Below are 22040 nucleotides of genomic sequence, written 5' to 3'. Positions count from 1 at the left end.
TCTCTATTCTGGATATTTCATATGTCTTAGTATTTCATTCCCCATTCTTTGCGCATCCCATCCATCAGACGCAGGACTTCTAAAGTTTCCTCATGGGGCAGCTTAGGACATTCTTTCCATCCGTTTTCCAGAGCCTGCCTGCAGCATGTCAACTTCCTTTCTTTTATGCAGTCTTACGCTCTTTTAAATACATAGGGCAATATATGATACAGATATTGATATACCGCTTCGTATGCGTGCACTTCCCCTTCTGCCAGCAGATAGTGAAAATTCCCCTTAGCAAGGTCTTCATTCTCCACAAATATGTCCGGGTATTTCCGCATCGCACCGACTTGTCCGTTTAACGCCTCATACGCAATATCCTTCGTTCCGGTCGCCGTATAGATAAAATATTCCTCTGGTTTATAACCGGAAGATACCGCCTGCTCACATAGAGCCCTCGCTGTTTCCTCTGGCTTTGTCAGTCCGCCCTGTCCTTCTATTTCCCAACAATCCCCACTTAACGGCACATAATAGGCAAAATAGTTTATATTGTGAAAAAAGGCAAACCAGGTCGCTGCTCCTCCCATGGAAAAACCACAGATCCCCCTATGCATCCTTGACCGTTGGAAACCTTCGGGCGTTATTTCTTCTGTATAGGTATGATACTGACTTTCTATGGCAGGAAGCAGGTCTTCTCTTAATTCTTTTTGGAAAAATAGGACACGGCTGCGTTCTATCTCTCTGACCGGAGGGCCATTTCTTCCTATTTTTTCTTTATAGAAGGACGGAAATACAACAAGCAGAGGTTCCACCTCTTTTGTATCGATCATATAGTCCAACATATTCTTTATCTTGCAGCAATCCAGCCACGCATCGGGGTTGCCTCCGCCTCCATGTATGACATAAAGCACATTGTATTTTTTGTTTTTTTCTTCCTGCTCATATCCATATGGCAGATATATATTCGCATATTTCTCTCTCAGTTCTCCCGCTTCATTCGTCGTCGTATATGTAATTTTCGTGATCGTCCCCCGCCGGTTTACGTCATGATAGGTATATTTTTCCATCACTTTTTCCTCCCATCCTTTTATATTTCTTTGTATTTGCAACACTCATCTGAATCACACACAGGTAAAACGGATGTGACAGCTCCGGTTTCCTGTGTGTTTTCTATGTAACCGGTTACCCGGAAGAAGTCATCATAATCTTCTTTCGAGCAACCTTTGATGAAGATGTGGCAGTGACGCTCATCATTTTCATCGGTGATATAAATCCGCTCTACAAAGGTTTGTATCAGCGTTACAAGCACATCGGATTCAGCGTTCTCGGCATACTTCCCGAAGGAGAGCAGTCGTTCCTTGATTTCCTCAATATCACGGATAGCGTACATCTGACTTTGTCTGCTGTCCTCTAATCTTTTCAGTAGAGTTTCGGTTTCGGAGAGCTCATCGGTCAGCGCTTTCACATCCTCCTGAATAAAGCGTTTCAGACCGTCATCCGCCTCCCGAAGATTTTTCACCTGGTTGGCTATTGCCGCTTCAAGCTGTGCTTTCCTCTTTCTAAGATCGGACAGCTCTTTTTCATTCTGCGATGAGCCGAAAATATCGGATGCTTTCTGATTGAGTAATCTTTCGTAGTATTCACTGTCCTCATCGGCAAGGTAGGATAACTGATTAACCACAAATTCATCAAGTAAAACACCGTCTACCGCACGGAAAGTACATTCGCCTACACGATAGCTGGGACAAACATACTTGAATCTCGGCTTGCCGTTAGTCCAGCGGTTAGATTCGGAGATAACCCGCAAGCGTTTTCCGCAATGCGGACAGTAGACCAGTCCTGCAAGCAAGGCGTTGGTCTTACGGTGCGGACGGTTGTATTTCTCAGCAATATCGTCCAGCATATTCTGTGTATCAATCCATTGCTGACTTGAGATAAAGCCCTCGTGTCTGCCGACCGAGATGATCCATTCGGAAAGCGGCTTTGTTGACATCAACTGCACAAATTTCGGTGAAATAAAGGTGCTGTCGGCATCCTCGAATTTCTCCTGATCGGTCTTGTTGTAGGCGGAAATGCCGTGCTGACCGTCAAAGTCGGATACATCCCCACACAGGCCACCATTATGCTCCAAGAAATAGTTATAGGCATTTTCGTCGGCGGTACAATATACGGGATTTTTCAATAGCAGTCTTGTTGTGGAGTTGTTAAACTTGCTCCCGACCTTTGTACGGTATCCAAGCTCGTTCATTTTGTCTGCGGTTTTCTTGATGGAACGGGTTGAAGCAAATATCTCATAAAGCTTTTGTATCATCGCTTTTTCTTCAGGAATGCTCTCCAAATAACTGTAAGCCGATTTGTTTTTACCACTGCCGGTTTTCACTCGCCGAACGGTAAATCCTGTGGGTGTATTGCCTCCCAGCCAGCGCCCGTCTTTGGCAAGCTCCATCATATTATCGGTAATACGCTCGGTTAAGGTATCACGCTCAAATTCGGCAACGACGGCGAATATCTGAATAAATATCTTTGACACACCGGAAGCTGTGTTGATATTGTTGGAGCATATCAGTAGGTCTACCTTGTGTTTTTCCAGAAAATCAAGCAGGCGCAGAAGATCGCTTGTCTTTCTGCCGATCCGGTCTAATTTGTAGCAGACGACGGCACGGATCTTGCCCATTTCAATATCGTGAAGCATACGCTGGAAATCAGGACGGTCGGAATAGTAGCCGGATAGTCCCTTGTCCTCGTATTCAAAAAAAGTGTAATCTTCATCAAGGTTCAATTCCCGTTTGGCGTATTCTTCACATTGCTTGAACTGCACGCCGATACTGTCGCCCTTGTTGGTGATGCGGGATTTTCGGGCGTAGATGGCTACGCCCCGGTTATCCTCAGCATTGTATTTTTGTTTCTTTGTCATAATATCAGTCCTCCTGTTTTACTCATTATACAGCCAGCCCGGTGACGCTTTCCAATGTGCGGCCGTTTTTGCAAAGTTGGCGTAAGAGTAACCACAGCGTTTCGCTGTCAAGCGCTCGAATTTCCTGTTCCAGAAATTCCATTCGCTTATGCTGAAAAGAACGGAGGGCGTTATTGTAGTTTTTACCACGGTGAATAACGACATTCATCTTAAAATCCATAGGCGCACCTCCTCATCGTTCTCGATCACGGTTGCGAAGATACTTACGGTAATGTTTGCAAGCCCGGATAATGAAATCTTCCGTCTTTTGTGAGTCCATTTCTTTTGGAAGAACAGCTCGCAGACGCTCGGCAGAAACTTTGATCGTTTCTTTTTGATTTGCTTTTTCTTCGCACATAATATCCTGAATAACAGCTTTGGTAAGCAGTCCTTCACGGTCTGCCTTGTGCATACGGAAAGCCTGCGAATAGGACGGCGTACAGTCGTTTTGCTCGCATTGTTCAAGAACATCGTATTGTGACTGATCGTCCAAATACGAAAGTTCAACACCGACAGACAGCGCCATTTTGCCCTTGTCCATAAATGCAAGCAGTTCCGGAATAAGGTTAGTTAGGCGGATATAACGATGGATTTGTCTTTCGCTTTCGTTGGCAGATTCGCTTATTTGTGATACGCTCCACTTCTCGCCAAGTTGGCGAGAAGTGCCCTGATGTGACAGAGCCTCCATTTTCAACTTATAGGCAAACGCCTTTTCGCTGGGTAGGATATGCTCTCTGTGCAGGTTGCTGTCCACCACGGCAATGGCGGCTGAGTCACGGTCAAGGGCATAAATTAAGGCAGGGACTTCGGTAATCCCTGTCTTAACTGCGGCGTGTAAGCGGCGGTGTCCGCTTATCACCTCATATTCCTCTGTGCTTTCAATCGGTCGAACGATTAACGGTGACAAAATACCGACTGTCTGTACGCTTTCAATTAGCGTATTCATTTCCTCATCGTCCTTTACCTTGAACGGATGCCCCTCAAACGGGCGAAGTTTTTCTACCGGAATATTTACCGGCTGATTTCTTGTATTTTTCATTTTCATCTACTCCTATCTAAATATCTCGCACGGGCTTTTTTCTCAAGCTCGTGCTCTTGTTTTAATAATTCATACAAATGCGGAGACTTCTCCAAAATCTTTTCCGCATGGCGAAGCCTTTCACGGATAGGCTTCATTTGTTTGCTGATCGCCTTGCGGGTCTCTTTGTTTTGGTTTTCATCCTCCGGCGATTTCGGGCGGCGGATACGGTTGCTGAGCGTTTTGCGCTCATGCTCCAAACCGAATAGCTGGGCTTTACTTTCGTCGATGTTGGCTTGCAAATCGGCTACGGTGTGAATGTCATTTTCTTTGAGAAAGTGATAATCTGCTACAAGGTCTTTCAAATCCTTTTCCGCCGCCCTTAAATCGGGTGACAGCAGCATTACATCGGCAAGCTCGGCGGCAATTTGAATTATGGTTATAATGAGATAAAAGACCGTATCAACTAAAACCGTCGACGCATCGTAGCTGTGGTCAATGGCAAATTCAAGTTTTCGCAGTTCATCCTCCAGCGGAAACTTTTTCGGTCTGTATGGTGGTCGGTACTCCAAGGTGAACAGGCGGTATCTGCTCTCGGCGTTTTTATCCAACTGTGTCTGCACGATTTCTTTTGTAAAACCGATATTCGCAAGTCGAACAGAACGCTCCCAGTGCTTCGCTTTTACGGAAAACCGCACAGGATCAAGCGTATATCCCAGCGCATATAACTGGCTCTCAAATTCTCTCGGAGAGGTTGCAAAAGTCAAGCAGTATTCCACATCCTCACGGAGATAGTCCCGGTGTGTTTTCTTACCTGCCTTGTGCCGCCAATAGTCCTTTTTGTGTCCGCCGTAGAAGCTGCTGTTTTCAAGAACGGACAAACCGTGTTCCCGGCATATCTCATCCGACACACGGCGAAGCTCCTTGTGGTCACCGATTTTGTTTTGAAACTTTGTACCGTCCTTAAATGACACGGGGTTCACAACGAAATGGCAATGCACATTGTTTGTATTCAGGTGAACAGTCACAAGCACCTGATATTTGTCACCCCACATCTTCCGGGCGGTTGCTTTGCCGATTTCAAACGCCTGCTCCGGTGTAACCTCGCCTGTCTTAAAGCTCTGTATTCCGTGATAGCCGACCACCTTGCCACGAAGCCCGAACCGCCGCTGTACGGCAATCATTTCGGCATAGGCGTTTTGCTTGGAACAGTTAATACCGCCAACATACATTTTGCAGTCGGTCTTATTATCGTTCTCGGCGTAAGAAAGCGCCGCATACAAATCATCGTCCAAATATCTTCGGTCTGTGGTTTTGTCGGGATTGTCGGCATAGTCAAGGGTTGCTTTCAAATTCTTATAAATAGGCCAAAAGCCTGTTACAGCCAAAATACATCACCCTTTTCCCGGCAGTAAAAATTCCGCCGTAATTTCTTTCAGTACAGTTCGGATTTCAATATCTAATTTCGGTGAACTTGTTTTATATGCAAGTTCACCGAGCTTTTCAAGGCAAAGAAAAAGAGCGTCGGGCAGAACCTCTTTCGGTTCATAACCTAACGCTCTTTGCTTGACATATTCAGTTGTGCTTAGCCCACACTTTCGGGCTTTTGATTGTATTTTTTCTTTTTCTTTTGCCGTGACACGCACAGCGATTCGTATATCTTTCCCCATAGTATCATCTCTCCTTTCCGGGGGATTGGGGGCAGTAAGCCCCCAAAGAACAAAGCCGCAAGAAAATCTGCGGCTTTTGATTGGGACTTTGGCACACAAAGTCCCTGCTTGTTACGGTGTAAGACACACACCGTAGGTGGTATTCGTCTGTTCTTCGTGACTTGCACCGTGAGGGAGCGAAACTCATACCATTCTTGTTGGTGCAAATCGTGCTTTCGTTCTATTTTTCTACGCAGTTGGCATCACTTTTTAAGTGAGTGCCGTCAATATCTTTAAATAGTGGAACCAATGCGGTTAGTGGAGACAATTCTTTTCAAAATTGCCGTCACAGCACCGTCAAAAGCAGGGATAAGTGTAACCTTAGAAGCTGTCGAGAAAATCGAGCATTGCTTCTTCGGTTTCGGCATTGTTTTCCTTTTCGGCGGGTGCTTGTGCAACGGGCTGTTGCACAAGTTGTAATAAACCGCCAAGCGGATTTGTTTTCGCTGTTTCTTCTCGGATTGTTGAAATAACTCTTTCAAGGAAAGCATCTTCATATGCTTTAGTTTTGGACAGCTCCATATATCCACAGATAGCAGAAATGACCGCCTTGCTGTATGAAACATCTGCGCCTTGCAGATATTCATACGCCTTGCGGTCATTTCCCTTATCTAAATTAAAGCGTACTTTTACATTCTTAATGCTCATACCGCACCACCTTTTCTGTTAAGGTTAACAAGCGCCATATATTCATAGCCTTTGGCGGTGGCACAAATATCCTCGTTGATGACAACCCGGTTACGGTCATAGTCGGCAAAGTTGCGGATTAAACACCCACCGCCGCCGACCACATAGAGTTTCATCAGCTTGGAATCGTATTCGTGTTCACGCAGACGGCGGAAGATACCGGCGGTGTATTCCTTTGCTGTCTTGATAACTGTTTCAAGATGCTGCCCGTCAATATCTGCCGTGCCTTTCTTTAGGATTTCCGTAACCATAGTATCATCAAGGGTAGCGTGGTAAAACTTCATCATCTGCTCACGGATAAGCAAAGCACATTGATGTGTACCGTATTTTTCGGTAAACATACGCTGGGCATCAGGCTTTTTGTTTACGATCCGAAGCAGGTTCATTGTTCCGTTTCCAATATCGCAGAGCATATTGACACCCTTAAAATCACCGAGCCGTTCTGCAACGGCAGCGAAACCCTGCGGGTAGATTTCCGCACCAACAATTTTAATGCGGTATTCGGTGTTTCGGAAAGTAAATTCAACCTCGCTGTGCTGAAGCAAATACTTCTTAAACTCCGCTTTCTGTTCGCTTACCCAAGTAAGCGGCAGTCCTGCGGCAATGAACACGGAAGCCTCGGTGATGCGTTCTCTCCGTAGCTCCCGTGCAATAGCCGCAAGTGTAAGAACATAATAGTCCTCGTCATTGAACTTATCCGCCGTAAATTCCTTGTGACCGACGCCGATGGAATAGTATTTGCCGTTCCATTGGAGCAGGTCGCTGACAAAAGTGGGTTCGGTATCGCTTTTCATAACGCCGGTGGGGAAACAGCAGTTCGCCGTTTTCATATTCCCATACCCGTGGTCGATACCGATAACAACCATTTCATTAAATTTCTTCATTTTACATTTCTCCTTTTCTCAATTCAGTTTGTTGTGTTTCTTGATTTGTTCGTACAGTTCCTTATCGGCGGGTAATACTGCTTTTTTGAAATAGTTGCAGTAAATACCGTAGATAGAGATAAGCTGCACACAGCGGTGGGCTTCTCCGTCGTCAAGTAGGATGCAGTTGCCGTCCTTATCACAGTTGGCACAAAGTGACTTAACAAGACGGTGAACTTTCTCCGCCTGCTTGGGTGTGATCTTCATCATAGACCTTTCCTCCTTTCGTTTTTGGGCAGCAAAAAAGCCGCCGGATTCCCGACGGCTGTGCCCGTGTATTTTGTAAGGTTTTCGCTCCCTCACTTATATTAATACATTAAAATTTTGGTTTCTGAAAGAATGAGATAACATATATAAAACGAAAAGCGTAACAATTATAAACCCTTGTAAATACTATGTTTTTGTGATATAATGATAAAAAGATAAACTTTGATAACAAAAATCTTTACAAAAACTTTTGAAAAAATTTTTTCGGCCTGTCAGACAAAAGGGAGTTTTATGGGACACTTGTTTTGATAGGATCAGCATGGAGGTAAAGCGCATTATGGATAAAATCAGTTTTTTCAGCGCCGATTACCGTGACGGCAGAGTACATTTAGGAGGTAAAAGCTATCCTGCGGGGACTTTTGCAACACATCTGCTGAATCAATATTATACAAATGATACCGCCGCAAGAATAAGTGTATACAAACAACACGGCTGGAATGTGGCGGAGCAGTTGTCAGTCGGGTATCTCAAAGAAGCAGAATTGCTTGCCGCAGGAACGGAAATCGAATACATTCTCGACACCTTGCCTACCTTAAAGCCGTTTAATGCGCTTGACATACCGGGTGAACGCAACAGGATATCTGAGCTTTTCTCCAAGGAAAACGCAAAACTGATTGTTGATTTCTTTAACCGCAGAGCCGCAGTTGAAAGCAAAGAACAAACCGAGCTTGATTTGGATTTGCTTCCGCCCGAATACGATAAAGCGTTTTTTATTTCTTGTAATAACCTAATAGCCGATGTGTTGAACGCCCTTGCTTTCTATAATGCAATCTCTGATGATATGCAAGCAGCGCATAAAGGACTGACGGAGTTTTCAAGCCGTGTAGATGAAGCGGAGCGTTTGGATGAGGAACATTTATTGCCGATTGCATTTGAAGTATTCGGTTCTGTGCCGTTTCCCGTGACAACGGAATATGTACCGATCAAGAAATCCAGCCGCAGTAAAACGGCAACTCTTGCACGCAGGCTGTATTTTGACAGCTATTACAGCTTTGTGATGACCGACTTCTTTGAAGGCTTACATTACGGTCATTATCCAAGGAGGTGCGGTATCTGCAAAAAATATTTCCTTATGACCTCTGCGGCAAGGCAAAAGTATTGTACAGGCTATGCGCCGTTTAAGCTCAAGGGCAAAGCCATTACCTGCCGAAAATATGCGGCAAGAATCAACCGTAAAGAATTAGCGGCCGGAAATCCTGTTATCCGCATCTATAAAAACCGCTGCTCTGTACTTCGAATGGAAAGAAAACGAGGTACTGTCACAGAAGAATTTGCCGCCACAGCGCTTGATCTTGCAAAAGAGCGTATGCAGCGGGCAAAAGAGGATACCGAATATGCCAACAGTCAGTATGAGTCGGATATGAGCCGTGAAAAGCTCTACGCCGAAGTCGATAAGCAGTTAAAATAACGGTAAGTATCACAGAATGGAGGTGAGTGCCGTGACAGAGATTTATATAGAAAAAGCAAACTTAAATATGTATCAGTTGAAGCCGGCACCGCCGAAGTGGGATTTGCAGGAATATATTGTAACCTGTCTGAAAGAGAAAGATAACCGCTATCTTGCTTGGTTTCTGCACTATTATGAAAAAACGCTTAACAACAATGTGCAGGAATATATGCGAAAGCTCTTTATGCCGGAGCATTTTGCGGATATGAAACAGGCGTATATTGCCGGGTTGCTCAAATCATTCAAAAACTACGACATCGAGCAAGGCGCTCCGTTTATATCATTCAAAGAACGGTATGTAGAACGGGAGATACTGGACTATGTGCGCTCCATGCGTACAGGCTTTACAGCGCAAAGCATCGCAGAATATGCCAAGCTCCGTAAAGCAATGGCGATATGGGACAAATACGAGCGTGATTATTCAGATGAAACTCTGATAAAGGTTGCAGATGAGCTTGAGGAAACTGTTGAGAACACCAAAGAAATATTGCTCGGCGGTCTGCTCAATGAAAATCGGATAGATCTGTATCAGCAATACACGGGCGATGACGGTGAAGAAAGCACGGAGGAGGCACATTCCGACAGTTCTTCTGACACTTATACGCTGTTTATGAAAAAGGAGCTGTATACCCGGCTGTGGGAAGCATACGAAAAACTGGAGTACACCGAACGGAAAATGTTATCTCAAAGGTGTGGCTTTTGCTTTGAATGCCATAGTGTGTTTTATATGGATTATGATGATTTGGACGAATACGGCGAGCCGAAAAAGAAGTCGATCAAGCCGATGATGTACACGGATATCGCTACCGACCATGAATACAGCTCGGCAAATACGGCTCATAACAAGTGTGAAAAGGCGCTGGATAAGTTAAGAAAAGCCATAAAAGATTTAATATAAATTAGCAAAAAGCGGCAGCAGGAAGATTCTATTCTTTCTGTCGCCGCTTTCCATATTGGCAGGTAAGTTCCGCTAATTGAGGCTTTATTTTTTCTTAACAGTAATCAACGAGGTCTTTTTCCCGTTTTTATTTCTCCTGTGCTAATCTATAAGCGTAAGGAGGGATTAAATATGTCAGCCATATTTAAAGCTATACACGAATTTGATAAGCGCATTGAAGTACACGCGGAGCATTTTGCATTTAAGCATCCGTACTTATCATTTTTTGCAATTTTTATCGGTATGCCGATTTGTGTTCTCGCTGCCGTGTTTTTCTTCACAGTAATTATTACGATTCCTATTGCTTTGATTTTCGGGTGGCTGTAAGCGCCTTAATATAGTTTTAACACGCTGGATATTCTGCTAATCCCGATTTAATCTTTATGCTGTTAAAATGTAATGCAAGGAGGTAAGACTATGAATATTATAATCGGATTTATCGGTCTTTGTGCTGCGGCACTGCTAATCTATTATGTCTATATACTGATGAAAGGGGATGAACAAAAATGAGTACGGTAATACAATACATACTCTATCTTGTCGTTCTTATTATTTTGGCGATTCCGCTCGGCGCTTATATCAAGAAAGTAATGAACGGAGAGAAAACCTTTCTTTCCAAAATTCTAACGCCCTGTGAAAACGCTGTGTATAAGGTTATGCGCGTTAATAAGGACGAACAGATGACTTGGAAAAAATATGCCGTTTCCGTTCTGATTTTTTCAGGCATCGGTCTTGTTTTTCTGTTTTTGCTTCAGCTTTTGCAGGGAGTTCTTCCCGGAAATCCACAGGGGCTTTCGGGGGTAAAATGGGATTTGTCCTTTAACACCGCAGCCAGTTTTGTAACCAATACGAACTGGCAGGCATACAGCGGTGAGTCTACATTAAGCTATCTTACGCAAGTACTCGGACTTACCGTGCAGAACTTTGTTTCCGCAGCTACGGGCATTGCCGTGCTGTTTGCCCTGATACGGGGATTTATAAAAGTGAAAGCCGATGGCTTAGGCAGCTTTTGGGTGGATATAACGAGAATCGTAATTCATATTTTGATTCCGCTTAATCTTGTAATCTCACTTTGCCTTGTGGGCGGCGGCGTGATTCAAAACCTTAAAGGAGCTGAAACCGTATCGCTCGTTGAACCGATTGCGGTAAGCGCAGACGGCGAAATCCTTGAAAACGCTGAAATTGACCTTGATACAAATACCGTAACAGTTGACGGCAAAAAAATAGAAGACGCCGAAATTGTTACCGAACAGTTTGTGCCTATGGGCCCTGCGGCAAGTCAGGTCGCTATTAAGCAAACGGGTACAAACGGCGGCGGTTATATGGGCGTTAACTCCGCTCATCCGCTCGAAAACCCGAACGCTTTTACAAATTTGATTGAAATGCTTTCAATTTTGCTTATTCCTGCGGCGCTGTGCTTCACCTTTGGAAAGGCAGTAAAGAATAAAAAACAGGGCGTTGCCATCTTTATGGCGATGTTTATATGCCTTGTGCTGGCGCTCGGCACGATCGCCGTCAGCGAACAGGTTGCAACACCGCAGCTTGCACAGGATGGCGTCAACATTTCGATGACCGATCAGGCAGGCGGCAATATGGAGGGCAAGGAAACCCGATTCGGCATTGCGACATCCTCAACATGGGCGGCATTTACAACGGCGGCTTCCAACGGCTCTGTAAACTCTATGCACGACAGCTACACGCCGCTTGGCGGTATGGTGACAATGCTCCTGATGCAGCTCGGCGAGGTTGTTTTCGGCGGCGTTGGCTGCGGTCTTTACGGCATGCTTGCCTTTGCCATTCTGACGGTGTTTATAGCCGGGCTTATGGTCGGCAGAACGCCGGAGTTTTTAGGCAAAAAAATCGAACCCTATGAGATGAAATGGTCTGTGCTTGTTTGCCTTGCCACGCCGATTGCCATTCTTATAGGAAGCGGTATTGCGGCTGTCGTTCCGAGCGTGGCGGACAGTCTCAACAACGGAGGAGCGCATGGTTTTTCTGAAATTCTATACGCATATTCTTCCTGCGGCGGTAATAACGGCTCTGCCTTTGCCGGATTTAATGCAAATACCGTATTTTTAAATGTTTCGCTCGGACTTGTCATGCTGTTTGCCCGTTTCCTTCCAATTATAGGAACGCTGGCGATTGCGGGAAGCCTTGCAGGAAAAAAGAAGATTGCAACAAGCGCAGGAACACTTTCCACCACAAACGGTATGTTTGTATTTTTGCTGATTCTCATTGTCCTTATTATAGGTGCGCTCAGCTTCTTCCCTGCGCTGGCTCTCGGACCGTTGGCTGAATTTTTCAGTAATGTTATTTAAGGAGGCACTGTTATGGCATCAAAAACAAAAAGTGCTTTTGCCGATAAAAAGATGCTCGGCAGAGCCATAAAAGATTCATTTATAAAACTAAACCCCAAAACACAGGTGCAAAATCCTGTTATGCTTTTGGTGTATATTTCGGCGATCCTGACAAGCGGACTGTGGATTGTCTCTCTGTTCGGACTAAAGGACGCTTCAAGTGGCTACACCTTGGTAATCGCGGTAATTCTGTGGTTTACCTGTATTTTTGCAAATTTTGCCGAAGCGATTGCCGAGGGACGCGGAAAGGCGCAGGCAGACGCCCTGCGAGCTTCAAAAAAAGATGTAGAGGCACATAAGATACCCTCTGCCGATAAGAAAGAACAGATAACCGCCGTTTCTTCTGCAACTCTTAAAAAAGGCGATATTGTCATTGTAAAAGCAGGAGAGCAAATTCCGGGCGACGGTGAGGTAATCGAGGGTGCCGCATCGGTAGACGAAAGTGCTATCACAGGCGAATCCGCACCCGTTATCCGTGAGGCAGGCGGCGACAGAAGCGCCGTAACGGGAGGTACAACCGTACTTTCCGATTGGATTGTTGTGCGGATAACAAGCGAAGCGGGCGAAAGCTTCCTTGATAAAATGATTGCTATGGTCGAGGGTGCTTCCCGTAAAAAGACGCCTAATGAAATCGCGTTGCAGATTTTCCTTGTCGCGCTTTCCATTATATTTATTCTTGTTACCGTATCGCTGTATACCTATTCCATATTCTCGGCAAAGCTGGCGGGAATTGAAAATCCTACCTCTGTTACTACCTTGGTCGCTTTGCTTGTCTGCCTTGCCCCTACCACCATCGGCGCATTGCTTTCTGCTATCGGCATTGCGGGAATGAGCAGACTTAATCAGGCGAATGTACTTGCTATGAGTGGCAGAGCCATTGAAGCCGCAGGCGATGTGGACATACTTATGCTTGACAAAACAGGTACGATTACACTCGGCAACCGTAAGGCAAGTGCTTTTATCCCCGTTGACGGAGCAAGTGAACAAGAGCTTGCCGATGCGGCGCAGTTATCCTCGCTTGCCGATGAAACGCCCGAAGGCAGAAGCGTAGTTATTCTCGCAAAAGAAAAATTCAATATTCGCGGCAGAGAACTTTCCGACAAGAATATGACCTTTATTCCCTTTACGGCGAAAACCCGTATGAGCGGCGTTGATTATGACGGTAACGAAATCCGCAAGGGAGCCGCCGATACAATGCAAAAATATGTGACCGAAAACGGCGGCGTTTATTCCGATGAATGCGACCGGATTGTTAAAGAGATTGCGCAGCAGGGCGGCACACCGCTTGTTGTCACGAAAAACCACAAGATTCTCGGCGTTATTCACCTGAAAGACATCATCAAGCAGGGCGTTAAAGAAAAGTTTGCCGATCTTCGTAAAATGGGCATCAAAACCATCATGATTACCGGCGACAACCCGATGACAGCCGCCGCAATCGCGGCAGAAGCCGGTGTGGACGATTTTCTGGCCGAAGCAACGCCGGAAGGCAAGCTCCAAATGATCCGTGATTTTCAGAGCAAGGGACACCTTGTAGCAATGACGGGCGACGGTACAAACGACGCTCCCGCACTTGCACAGGCTGATGTGGCGGTTGCGATGAATACAGGCACACAGGCAGCAAAGGAAGCGGGAAATATGGTTGATCTTGATTCGTCTCCGACAAAGCTGATTGATATTGTCCGCATCGGCAAACAGCTTTTAATGACAAGAGGCAGTCTGACTACTTTCTCAATAGCGAACGATGTGGCAAAGTATTTTGCCATTATTCCCGCCTTGTTTATGGGACTTTATCCGGGGCTTTCGGCACTTAACATTATGGGACTTCATTCCCCGCAAAGCGCTGTTTTATCGGCTATTATTTACAATGCACTGATTATTATTGCGCTGATTCCGCTGGCGCTCAAAGGTGTAAAATACCGTGAAGTTCCTGCGGGCAAGCTTTTGTCGCGCAATCTGTTAATTTACGGTCTCGGCGGTCTGGCGGCACCTTTTATCTTCATTAAGCTTATTGATATGCTGCTTGTACTGTTCGGCTTGGCATAAGGAGGTTTTTTACAATGAAAACATTAAAAAATGTACTGCCGAGGGCTGCTGTTATCTTTCTTATATTCACATTGCTCTGCGGCGTTGTTTACACAGGTATTGTAACAGGTATTGCACAGCTTATTTTTCCCGATAAAGCAAACGGCAGTATTATTGAGGTTGACGGAAAAAAGTACGGCTGTGAACTGCTCGGTCAGCAGTATACGGATGACGGACATATGTGGGGGCGCATTATGAATATTGATGTTTCAACCTACAAGGACGAAAACGGAAAAACTCTGATGTATGCCGCACCGTCCAATCTTTCCCCGGCAAGCGAAGAATATGAGGCTTTGGTTCGGGAGCGTGTGGAAAAGCTGCGGGAGGCAAACCCCGATATGGACGAAAAAGCAATCCCCGTTGATCTTGTGACCTGCTCGGGCAGCGGACTTGACCCGCATATTTCACCTGCCGCCGCTGAGTATCAGGTTGCAAGAATCGCAAAAGCAAACGATATGACTGAAGACGAGGTGCGGGAGATTATTCAAAAATGCACTGACAGTAAGTTCTTAGGTATATTCGGAGAAGAAACAGTAAATGTTCTTAAAGTGAATTTGATGCTGGACGGAATTCTGTAATAGTTTTAAGGCGGGAGAGTTTCGGCTTTTCCGCCTTTACCTTTATGCAATCTTAATATCGTCTTTATCTTGCTTACGCCGATTTAATGCAGATTAAGATAAAATAAAGACAGTATAAATATGATATTAAGATTGCGAAGGTATCCGTTATGATAAAACGACAAAATCTAAAACACAAGCATATTACATCGTTTCAGATTATTATATTAGGCTTTCTGTCTGTGATAATTTTAGGCAGCATACTGTTAATGCTGCCCGTTTCGACAATGGACGGTAAAGGCGCCGTGTTTTCAGATGCACTGTTTACCGCTACCTCCGCAGTTTGTGTAACCGGTTTGGTTATACACGATACCGCTACATACTGGTCAATGTTCGGGCAGAGCGTAATTCTGTTTTTAATTCAAATCGGCGGTATGGGCATTGTCACGGTTGCGGTTTCGGTTGCGGCTTTTTCGGGTAGAAAAATAGGGTTGATGCAGAGAAGCACGATGCAGGAGGCGGTTTCCGCACACCATCTCGGTGGAATTGTACGGCTTACAAAATTTATACTGAAAATAACGGTGTGCATTGAACTGATTGGAGCAGCCTTGCTTTTACCGGCTTTTATCCGTGATGTCGGAATTATGAAGGGCATATGGTATGCCTTGTTCCATTCCATTTCGGCATTTTGCAACGCAGGCTTTGACTTAATCGGCGTTAAAGAGCCGTTTTCGTCATTAACCTCTTATTCATCACAGCCCTTTTTCAACTTCACGGTTATGGCGCTTATTATTATCGGCGGCATAGGCTTTTTAACTTGGGAGGATATAAAAAACAACAAGCTTCATTTCAGAAAATACCGAATGCAAAGCAAGGTTATCCTTACCGTGACGGGAATACTGATTATCCTGCCGGCGCTTTACTTTTTCTTTTTCGAGTATCAGAGCCTTCCCCTCGGAGAAAGAATCCTGACCTCTCTTTTCCAGTCTGTTACGCCGAGAACAGCCGGCTTTAATACGACGGATTTAACAGCCTTCAGTGAGACAGGTCAAATGCTGATTATATTGTTGATGCTGGTCGGCGGCTCTCCCGGTTCAACGGCTGGCGGTATGAAAACCACCACAATCGCCGTTTTGGTTTCATCAGCGCTGTCCGTGTTTCGCAAAAAGGAAAATACACACTTTTTCAAACGGCGCATATCCGACGATACCGTGAAAAGCGCGGCAACCATCTTTTTACTGTATATTGGGCTGTTTATAGGCGGAGGAATGATCATCAGCCGTCTTGAAAATATCCCGTTGCTCCCGTCACTGTTTGAAACAGCGTCGGCAATCGGAACGGTGGGACTTTCCCTCGGCATCACCTCACAGTCGGGGATTGTTTCGCAGTTCATTCTGATTGTACTAATGTTCTTCGGTAGAGTCGGAGGACTGACATTGATATTTGCGGCAATGAAAGGCACGGGGACAAACGTAACAAAATATCCGCAGGAAAAAATAACGGTCGGTTAAAGGAGAAGAAAGATGAAATCTGTTTTACTTATAGGGCTTGGCAGGTTTGGCAGACACATTGCAATGAAGCTTAACGAGATGCGGCATCAGGTTATGGCTGTTGACAAAAACGAAAAAAGAGTAAATGCGGTATTGCCCTTTGTTATGAACGCGCAAATAGGCGACGCAACAAATGAGGAGTTTATAGAGTCGTTGGGAGTAAATAATTTTGATGTTTGCATAGTCGCAATCGGGGACGATTTCCAAAGCTCGCTTGAAACAACATCTCTTTTAAAGGAGTTGGGTGCAAAAATGGTAGTTTCCCGTGCAGCACGGGATGTGCACGCAAAATTCCTTCTGAGAAACGGGGCGGATGAAATCGTATATCCCGAAAGGCAGCTTGCCGATTGGACGGCTATCCGCTATACCGCCGACCATATCCTCGATTACATAGAGCTTGACAGCGATCACGCTATTATTGAAATTGCGGTGCCCGAAAAATGGATAGGAAAGACGGTTGTCGAAGCGGATGTGCGTAAAAAGCACGGTATCAATATTATGGCGATTAAACGCGACGGTAAAATGAATCTGAATTTTGCGCCCGAAACAAGCTTTATACCGGGTGATACCATTTTAGTGCTGGGCGATACCAAAAACATACAAAAGTGTTTTCACATATAAATTCCGAAAGAAGACGGGAAGTATGAAAGAATTATTGTTAGTGTGCGCAGTGGCTGCCATCATTGTGTTCGGTTACTTTTTAATGAAAAAACTTGACGCTTTTTTAGCAAATAACCGCCGCTTAATTGACGCTGAAATCGCAGAAAACAGTCTTTTTATTGCGTTCGATAATCCTATGATATTGGATTCTCTGATGCCGCTGTTTGAAAAGTTTTCAAAAATAAATCCGAATTGTCAGCTCCATTTCCTGTTTGGAAATACAGAGGATATATATGATAAGCTAAACAAAAATCGTATTGACTTTGGCTTTATAGAAAACAACGCTTCTGCAAATGACGATACCTACAACTGTCTTATCATTTTTGCAAAGAAAAACAGTATTTACATTGAGGAAGCAGGATGTACGATAGAACCGCTGAATCCTTCAGGAATTCAGACCGCTGTGATATGGAAAAAGGCTTCAAGCAATGCCCTTGTCGATAGCCTTTCGGATTTGCTTTTGTCAAATCAAGCGGCGATAAATGCAGAATATGTAAAGTAGAAAATACTTTCATACTGTGATATAATAAAGAGCGGAAAGGAGGAGCTATGATGCAATACTTTATTGATTCAAAAGACGGGAGTCTGCAAGCCGCCCAAAACTGCGGCGATAAAAAGCCGTTTTTCACGGTTATGAGTACGGCGGAATTTCACGAATGTAAAGAACAACTGCCGTATTATAAAGAACTTCTTCACTGCCTCGGATCGATTCGTTACTGTAAAGCAGAGGTGTTCAAAAACTGCATCATCGGAACCTTACGCCTGCCTCAAAAAAGCGAACAGCGTTCACCGCAGCTTTCTTTCGGCTTTTATTTGACGGGGCAGTCGCTCTTATTTGTCGAAGATGTAGGCGATTTGAAATTATGGGTAGACAAACGGATAGGCGTGCTTCAGGAGCTGAACAGTCCGGCTCATCTTCTTTTGCAGTTTATGGAGCAAATGATAGAGGATGATGTTCTCTATCTTTCTCACATCGAGTCAGAAACAGAAAAAATGGAAGAAAATATCGGCTCCGGCGGTTCGGCAGACTTTTTCCCTTTGCTCACAAAACACAGGCAAAAGCTGTCCGAATTAAACGCTTACTATGAACAACTGACGGATATCGGAGAGTTGTTTCAGTCCAGCGCTTGCTCATCATTTATACAGGACGATCAAGACTGGGATAAATTTACCCATCGTGCCGAGAGATTGCAAAATCATGTTCAGTTGCTTCGTGAAAATATGCTTCAGCTTCGTGAGCTTTATCAGTCAAAGCAGGACGCACGGCAAAATAAAATTATGGGGATTCTCACAATCGTCACCACCTTTTTCCTGCCGCTTACTTTAATCACGGGATGGTATGGAATGAACTTTGCTTATATGCCTGAACTAAAATGGAGGTACGGTTATCTTTCGGTGATTATTGTTTCTTTTATTATCGCAGTAGGAGAAATCATCTACTTCAAAAAGAAGAAATTCTTTTAATTGTTCTTACTCTAAATATGAGACTTACAGGAGGTGTTTTTATGGACGAAACAAGGCAAAGTCCGGAACAGTTTCTAAAGGAAATTGAAAAGGAGAAACAGAACCTAAACAGAGGACATTTGAAAATCTTTTTCGGATATGCCGCAGGCGTAGGCAAAACCTATGCCATGCTGAAAGCCGCACATTCGGCAAAGAGGCGCGGTATTGATGTCGTTGCCGGTTACATTGAACCGCATGCCCGTCCGCAGACCTCCGCACTTGTAAACGGATTGGAATGTCTTCCGAATCTTGTTTCGGAATATAACGGAATTACTCTTTCAGAATTTAATCTTGACGCTGCGCTTGCCAGACACCCACAGTTAATCCTTGTGGATGAGCTTGCCCATACCAATGCGCCTGTGTGCCGTCATACAAAGCGTTATCAGGATATTGAAGAGCTGCTTAATGCGGGAATAGATGTTTATACCACGGTAAATGTTCAGCATATTGAAAGCCTTAATGACACAGTTGCATCTATAACGGGCATTATGGTACACGAGCGTATCCCCGATTCGGTATTTGATAATGCAAGTCAGGTCGAGCTTGTGGATATTGAGCCGCAGGAATTGATTGAACGGCTTAAGGCGGGAAATGTATATAATTCGGTTCAGGCTGAGCGCGCTACAGAAAATTTCTTTACCGTGGAAAATCTTACGGCGCTTCGGGAAATTGCCTTGCGTCGCTGTGCCGACAGGATAAATCTGCTTACCGAAACCGTCAGAACGAAAAGTCACAGCGATTATCATACCGATGAGCATATTCTTGTATGCCTTTCGTCGTCACCTTCCAATGCAAAAATTATCCGCACCGCCGCCCGAATGGCGAATGCCTTTAAGGGAGCTTTTACCGCACTGTTTGTGGAAACCCCGGATTATGAGGTGTTGTCCGAGGAAGATGTAAAGCGACTGCGGAGCAATATACGTCTTGCGGAACAGCTCGGCGCTAAAATCGAAACTGTGTACGGTGAAGATGTTTCCTATCAAATTGCCGAATTTGCAAGGCTTTCGGGGGTTTCAAAAATCGTGATAGGAAGAAGCTCTGCAACCCGAAAGAGCATATTTTCTAAACCCACTCTTACAGAAAAGCTGATTGCAAACGCTCCGAATTTGGATGTGCATATCATCCCCGATACCGACGGCAAAAACGCCGCATACCGTGCAAAAAAAGCGAGAAGGAAAAGCAAAATTGTCTTTTCGGTATCCGATTTTTTGAAAAGCGTTGTCATTCTGATTTTGGCAACCTGTATTGGAATGCTGTTCAGGCAATTAGGGTTTGCAGAGGCAAATATCATCACGGTATATGTTCTCGGCGTTCTTGTGACCTCGGTCGTTACAAGACATCGGGTTTACAGCCTGATTTCTTCTATTGTCAGCGTTTTGGTTTTCAACTTTTTCTTTACCGATCCGCAGTTCACACTTCAGGCTTACGATCAAGGATATCCTGTCACCTTTTTAATTATGTTTTTGGCGGCACTGCTCACAAGCTCGCTTGCCGTGAAGTTGAAAGAGCATGCGAAACAGTCTGCAAAGGCGGCTTACAGAACAAAGGTGCTGTTTGATACAAATCAGCTTTTGCAACAGGCAAAGGACAAAAATGAAATCGTTTCCGCAACGGCAAATCAACTTATCAAACTGCTCGGCAAGGATATTGTGTTCTATTTATCAGAAAACGAAACCTTAAGCGAACCGCATATTTTTACCGTTTCAGGTGACAAAACGGACGAGGAAATAACAGGCACAAAAGAAAAGGCAGTTGCGGAGTGGGTGCAAAAGAATAACAAACACGCAGGCGCAACTACCCAAACCCTTTCAAACGCAAAATGCCTATACCTTGCCGTAAGGGTAAACAGCCGAGTTTACGGCGTTGTCGGCATTTATATAGGTGATGAGCCTCTTGATTCGTTTGAGAAAAGTATTCTATTATCTATACTCGGCGAATGTGCTTTGTCGCTGGAAAACGAAAAGAATGCAAGAGAAAAAGAAGAAGCGGCGATCCTTGCAAAAAATGAACAGCTTCGTGCCAATCTACTGCGCGCGATTTCACACGATTTGCGGACGCCTCTTACCTCAATTTCCGGCAATGCAAGTAATCTTTTATCAAACGGCAACTCCTTTGACGAAGCGACAAAGAATCAGCTTTATACCGATATTTACGATGACTCTATGTGGCTTATCAATCTGGTGGAAAATCTGCTCTCGGTCACAAGAATCGAAGAAGGACGGCTAAATCTTAACATTACAGATGATTTAGTAGACGATGTCATCACAGAAGCGCTTCATCATGTGAACAGAAAAAGCGTAGAACATCATATTGCCGTCCGGCATAAAGAAGATTATCTTCTTGCTAAAATGGACGCAAAGCTGATGGTACAAGTTATCATAAATATTGTGGACAACGCCATTAAATACACGCCGAAAGGCTCCAACATTCTGATAAAAACTTGGAAACAAGGAGATAAAGCCGTTATATCCATTGCCGATGACGGCGACGGGATACCCGATGAAATGAAAGAGCGGGTGTTCGATATGTTTTACAGCGGTGCAAATAAAATAGCCGACAGCCGCCGCAGCTTAGGCTTGGGATTGTCGCTGTGCCGTTCCATTGTAAATGCACACGGCGGCAAAATAACCGTTTCGGACAACACACCGCACGGTACGGTGTTCACCATTACATTACCTGCCGGGGAGGTAGAAATTCATGAATAAACCATTGATATTGGTTGTTGAAGACGATAATTCGGTCAAAAATCTTATTACAACAACCCTTAAAGCGCACGATTACAGATACTTAACCGCACCTAACGGTGCCGATGCCATTTTGGAAGCGTCATCACACAATCCCGATATTGTCCTGCTCGATTTAGGACTTCCCGATATTGACGGCGTTGATGTTATTAAAAAAATCCGCACTTGGTCGAATATGCCGATTATCGTTATCAGCGCACGAAGTGAAGATACCGATAAAATTGACGCACTCGACGCAGGTGCCGACGATTATCTGACCAAACCGTTTTCGGTTGAAGAGCTTTTGGCAAGGCTTAGGGTTACACAAAGACGGCTTAATATGATACAGAACGAAACCGCCGCCGAAGCGTCCGTTTTCACAAACGGGCAGCTTCGAATAGATTATGCCGCAGGATGTGCCTATTTAGGCGATGAAGAATTGCACCTTACGCCTATCGAATATAAACTTTTGTGTCTGCTTTCAAGGAATGTCGGAAAGGTCTTGACGCACACCTTCATTACACAGAGTATTTGGGGTAGCTGTTGGAATAACGACATTGCCTCTCTGCGCGTCTTTATGGCTACACTCCGTAAAAAGCTTGAAAAGGATGCCGATTCGCCCCAATATATCCAAACGCATATCGGCGTTGGTTACAGAATGATGAAGGTTGAATAATCTGTTAAA

At 44.7% G+C, this 22040-nt stretch carries 22 protein-coding genes; 12 read left to right on the top strand and 10 right to left on the bottom strand.

What is annotated here, in order from left to right; all coding sequences use genetic code 11:
- Positions 1-26 precede the first annotated feature (26 nt).
- The 10 genes from WKT01_RS05760 to WKT01_RS05715 form a co-directional block, all read right to left on the bottom strand.
- Complete coding sequence (locus WKT01_RS05760) at positions 27-152, bottom strand: hypothetical protein (RefSeq protein ID WP_340311598.1); 126 nt, start codon at positions 150-152, stop codon at positions 27-29.
- Between the two features lie 21 nt (positions 153-173).
- Complete coding sequence (locus tag WKT01_RS05755; protein WP_117973734.1) at positions 174-1049, bottom strand: alpha/beta hydrolase; 876 nt, start codon at positions 1047-1049, stop codon at positions 174-176.
- A 20-nt stretch (positions 1050-1069) separates the two neighbouring features.
- A complete protein-coding gene (locus tag WKT01_RS05750; RefSeq protein WP_117973733.1) occupies positions 1070-2896 on the bottom strand; it encodes a recombinase family protein in 1827 nt (608 codons plus the stop codon).
- Positions 2897-2921: 25 nt separating this feature from the next.
- Positions 2922-3116, bottom strand: coding sequence for a hypothetical protein (locus WKT01_RS05745; protein WP_117973730.1), 195 nt, complete (start codon positions 3114-3116; stop codon positions 2922-2924).
- Between the two features lie 12 nt (positions 3117-3128).
- A complete protein-coding gene (locus WKT01_RS05740; RefSeq protein WP_117973728.1) occupies positions 3129-3974 on the bottom strand; it encodes a ParB/RepB/Spo0J family partition protein in 846 nt (281 codons plus the stop codon).
- A gap of 2 nt (positions 3975-3976) precedes the next feature.
- Positions 3977-5341: a relaxase/mobilization nuclease domain-containing protein gene (locus tag WKT01_RS05735; RefSeq protein ID WP_340311597.1), complete on the bottom strand. Its 1365-nt coding sequence runs from the start codon at positions 5339-5341 to the stop codon at positions 3977-3979.
- 6 nt (positions 5342-5347) lie between these two features.
- Entirely contained in the window at positions 5348-5623 is a 276-nt protein-coding gene (locus WKT01_RS05730; protein ID WP_117973724.1) for a plasmid mobilization protein, read from the bottom strand.
- A 360-nt stretch (positions 5624-5983) separates the two neighbouring features.
- Entirely contained in the window at positions 5984-6310 is a 327-nt protein-coding gene (locus WKT01_RS05725) for a hypothetical protein (protein ID WP_117973722.1), read from the bottom strand.
- Complete coding sequence (locus tag WKT01_RS05720; RefSeq protein ID WP_117973720.1) at positions 6307-7233, bottom strand: ParM/StbA family protein; 927 nt, start codon at positions 7231-7233, stop codon at positions 6307-6309. The genes WKT01_RS05725 and WKT01_RS05720 overlap by 4 nt, the downstream gene beginning before the upstream one ends.
- An 18-nt stretch (positions 7234-7251) precedes the next feature.
- Positions 7252-7482 (bottom strand): cysteine-rich VLP domain-containing protein, encoded by a 231-nt coding sequence (locus tag WKT01_RS05715; protein WP_117973717.1) that lies wholly within the window; start codon positions 7480-7482, stop codon positions 7252-7254.
- 334 nt (positions 7483-7816) lie between these two features.
- On the opposite strand from WKT01_RS05715, the gene WKT01_RS05710 reads away from it, so the two are divergent.
- The 12 genes from WKT01_RS05710 (at position 7817) to WKT01_RS05655 (ending at position 22031) form a co-directional block, all read left to right on the top strand.
- Positions 7817-8947, top strand: coding sequence for a DUF6076 domain-containing protein (locus WKT01_RS05710; protein ID WP_117973715.1), 1131 nt, complete (start codon positions 7817-7819; stop codon positions 8945-8947).
- Positions 8948-8978: 31 nt separating this feature from the next.
- The gene (locus WKT01_RS05705) at positions 8979-9884 is read left to right on the top strand and encodes a sigma-70 family RNA polymerase sigma factor (RefSeq protein WP_340311596.1); all 906 of its coding nucleotides are present in this window, start codon (positions 8979-8981) and stop codon (positions 9882-9884) included.
- A 171-nt stretch (positions 9885-10055) separates the two neighbouring features.
- Positions 10056-10250: a hypothetical protein gene (locus WKT01_RS05700; protein WP_117973713.1), complete on the top strand. Its 195-nt coding sequence runs from the start codon at positions 10056-10058 to the stop codon at positions 10248-10250.
- Positions 10251-10429: 179 nt separating this feature from the next.
- The gene (gene kdpA, locus WKT01_RS05695; protein ID WP_117973711.1) at positions 10430-12241 is read left to right on the top strand and encodes a potassium-transporting ATPase subunit KdpA; all 1812 of its coding nucleotides are present in this window, start codon (positions 10430-10432) and stop codon (positions 12239-12241) included.
- 12 nt (positions 12242-12253) lie between these two features.
- Positions 12254-14323, top strand: a complete 2070-nt coding sequence (kdpB, locus tag WKT01_RS05690) for a potassium-transporting ATPase subunit KdpB (protein ID WP_117973709.1) — start codon at positions 12254-12256, stop codon at positions 14321-14323.
- A gap of 14 nt (positions 14324-14337) precedes the next feature.
- Complete coding sequence (kdpC, locus tag WKT01_RS05685; RefSeq protein ID WP_117973707.1) at positions 14338-14940, top strand: potassium-transporting ATPase subunit KdpC; 603 nt, start codon at positions 14338-14340, stop codon at positions 14938-14940.
- A gap of 149 nt (positions 14941-15089) precedes the next feature.
- On the top strand, positions 15090-16430 hold the full coding sequence (locus tag WKT01_RS05680) for a TrkH family potassium uptake protein (RefSeq protein ID WP_117973705.1): 1341 nt from the start codon (positions 15090-15092) through the stop codon (positions 16428-16430).
- Positions 16431-16442: 12 nt separating this feature from the next.
- Entirely contained in the window at positions 16443-17090 is a 648-nt protein-coding gene (locus tag WKT01_RS05675; protein WP_117973703.1) for a potassium channel family protein, read from the top strand.
- A gap of 22 nt (positions 17091-17112) precedes the next feature.
- Positions 17113-17631, top strand: coding sequence for a hypothetical protein (locus WKT01_RS05670; protein WP_117973701.1), 519 nt, complete (start codon positions 17113-17115; stop codon positions 17629-17631).
- A gap of 47 nt (positions 17632-17678) precedes the next feature.
- Entirely contained in the window at positions 17679-18593 is a 915-nt protein-coding gene (locus tag WKT01_RS05665; protein WP_340311595.1) for a magnesium transporter CorA family protein, read from the top strand.
- A 41-nt stretch (positions 18594-18634) separates the two neighbouring features.
- Positions 18635-21337, top strand: a complete 2703-nt coding sequence (locus WKT01_RS05660) for a sensor histidine kinase KdpD (RefSeq protein ID WP_340311594.1) — start codon at positions 18635-18637, stop codon at positions 21335-21337.
- Entirely contained in the window at positions 21330-22031 is a 702-nt protein-coding gene (locus tag WKT01_RS05655) for a response regulator (RefSeq protein WP_117973696.1), read from the top strand. Before WKT01_RS05660 ends, WKT01_RS05655 begins: the two co-directional genes overlap by 8 nt.
- Positions 22032-22040 lie beyond the last annotated feature (9 nt).

The sequence above is a fragment of the Mediterraneibacter sp. ICN-202921 genome, assembly GCF_037890075.1.
Taxonomy (GTDB): Bacteria; Bacillota; Clostridia; order Lachnospirales; family Lachnospiraceae; genus Mediterraneibacter; species Mediterraneibacter massiliensis.
This window is presented reverse-complemented; position numbering and strand designations above follow the sequence as displayed.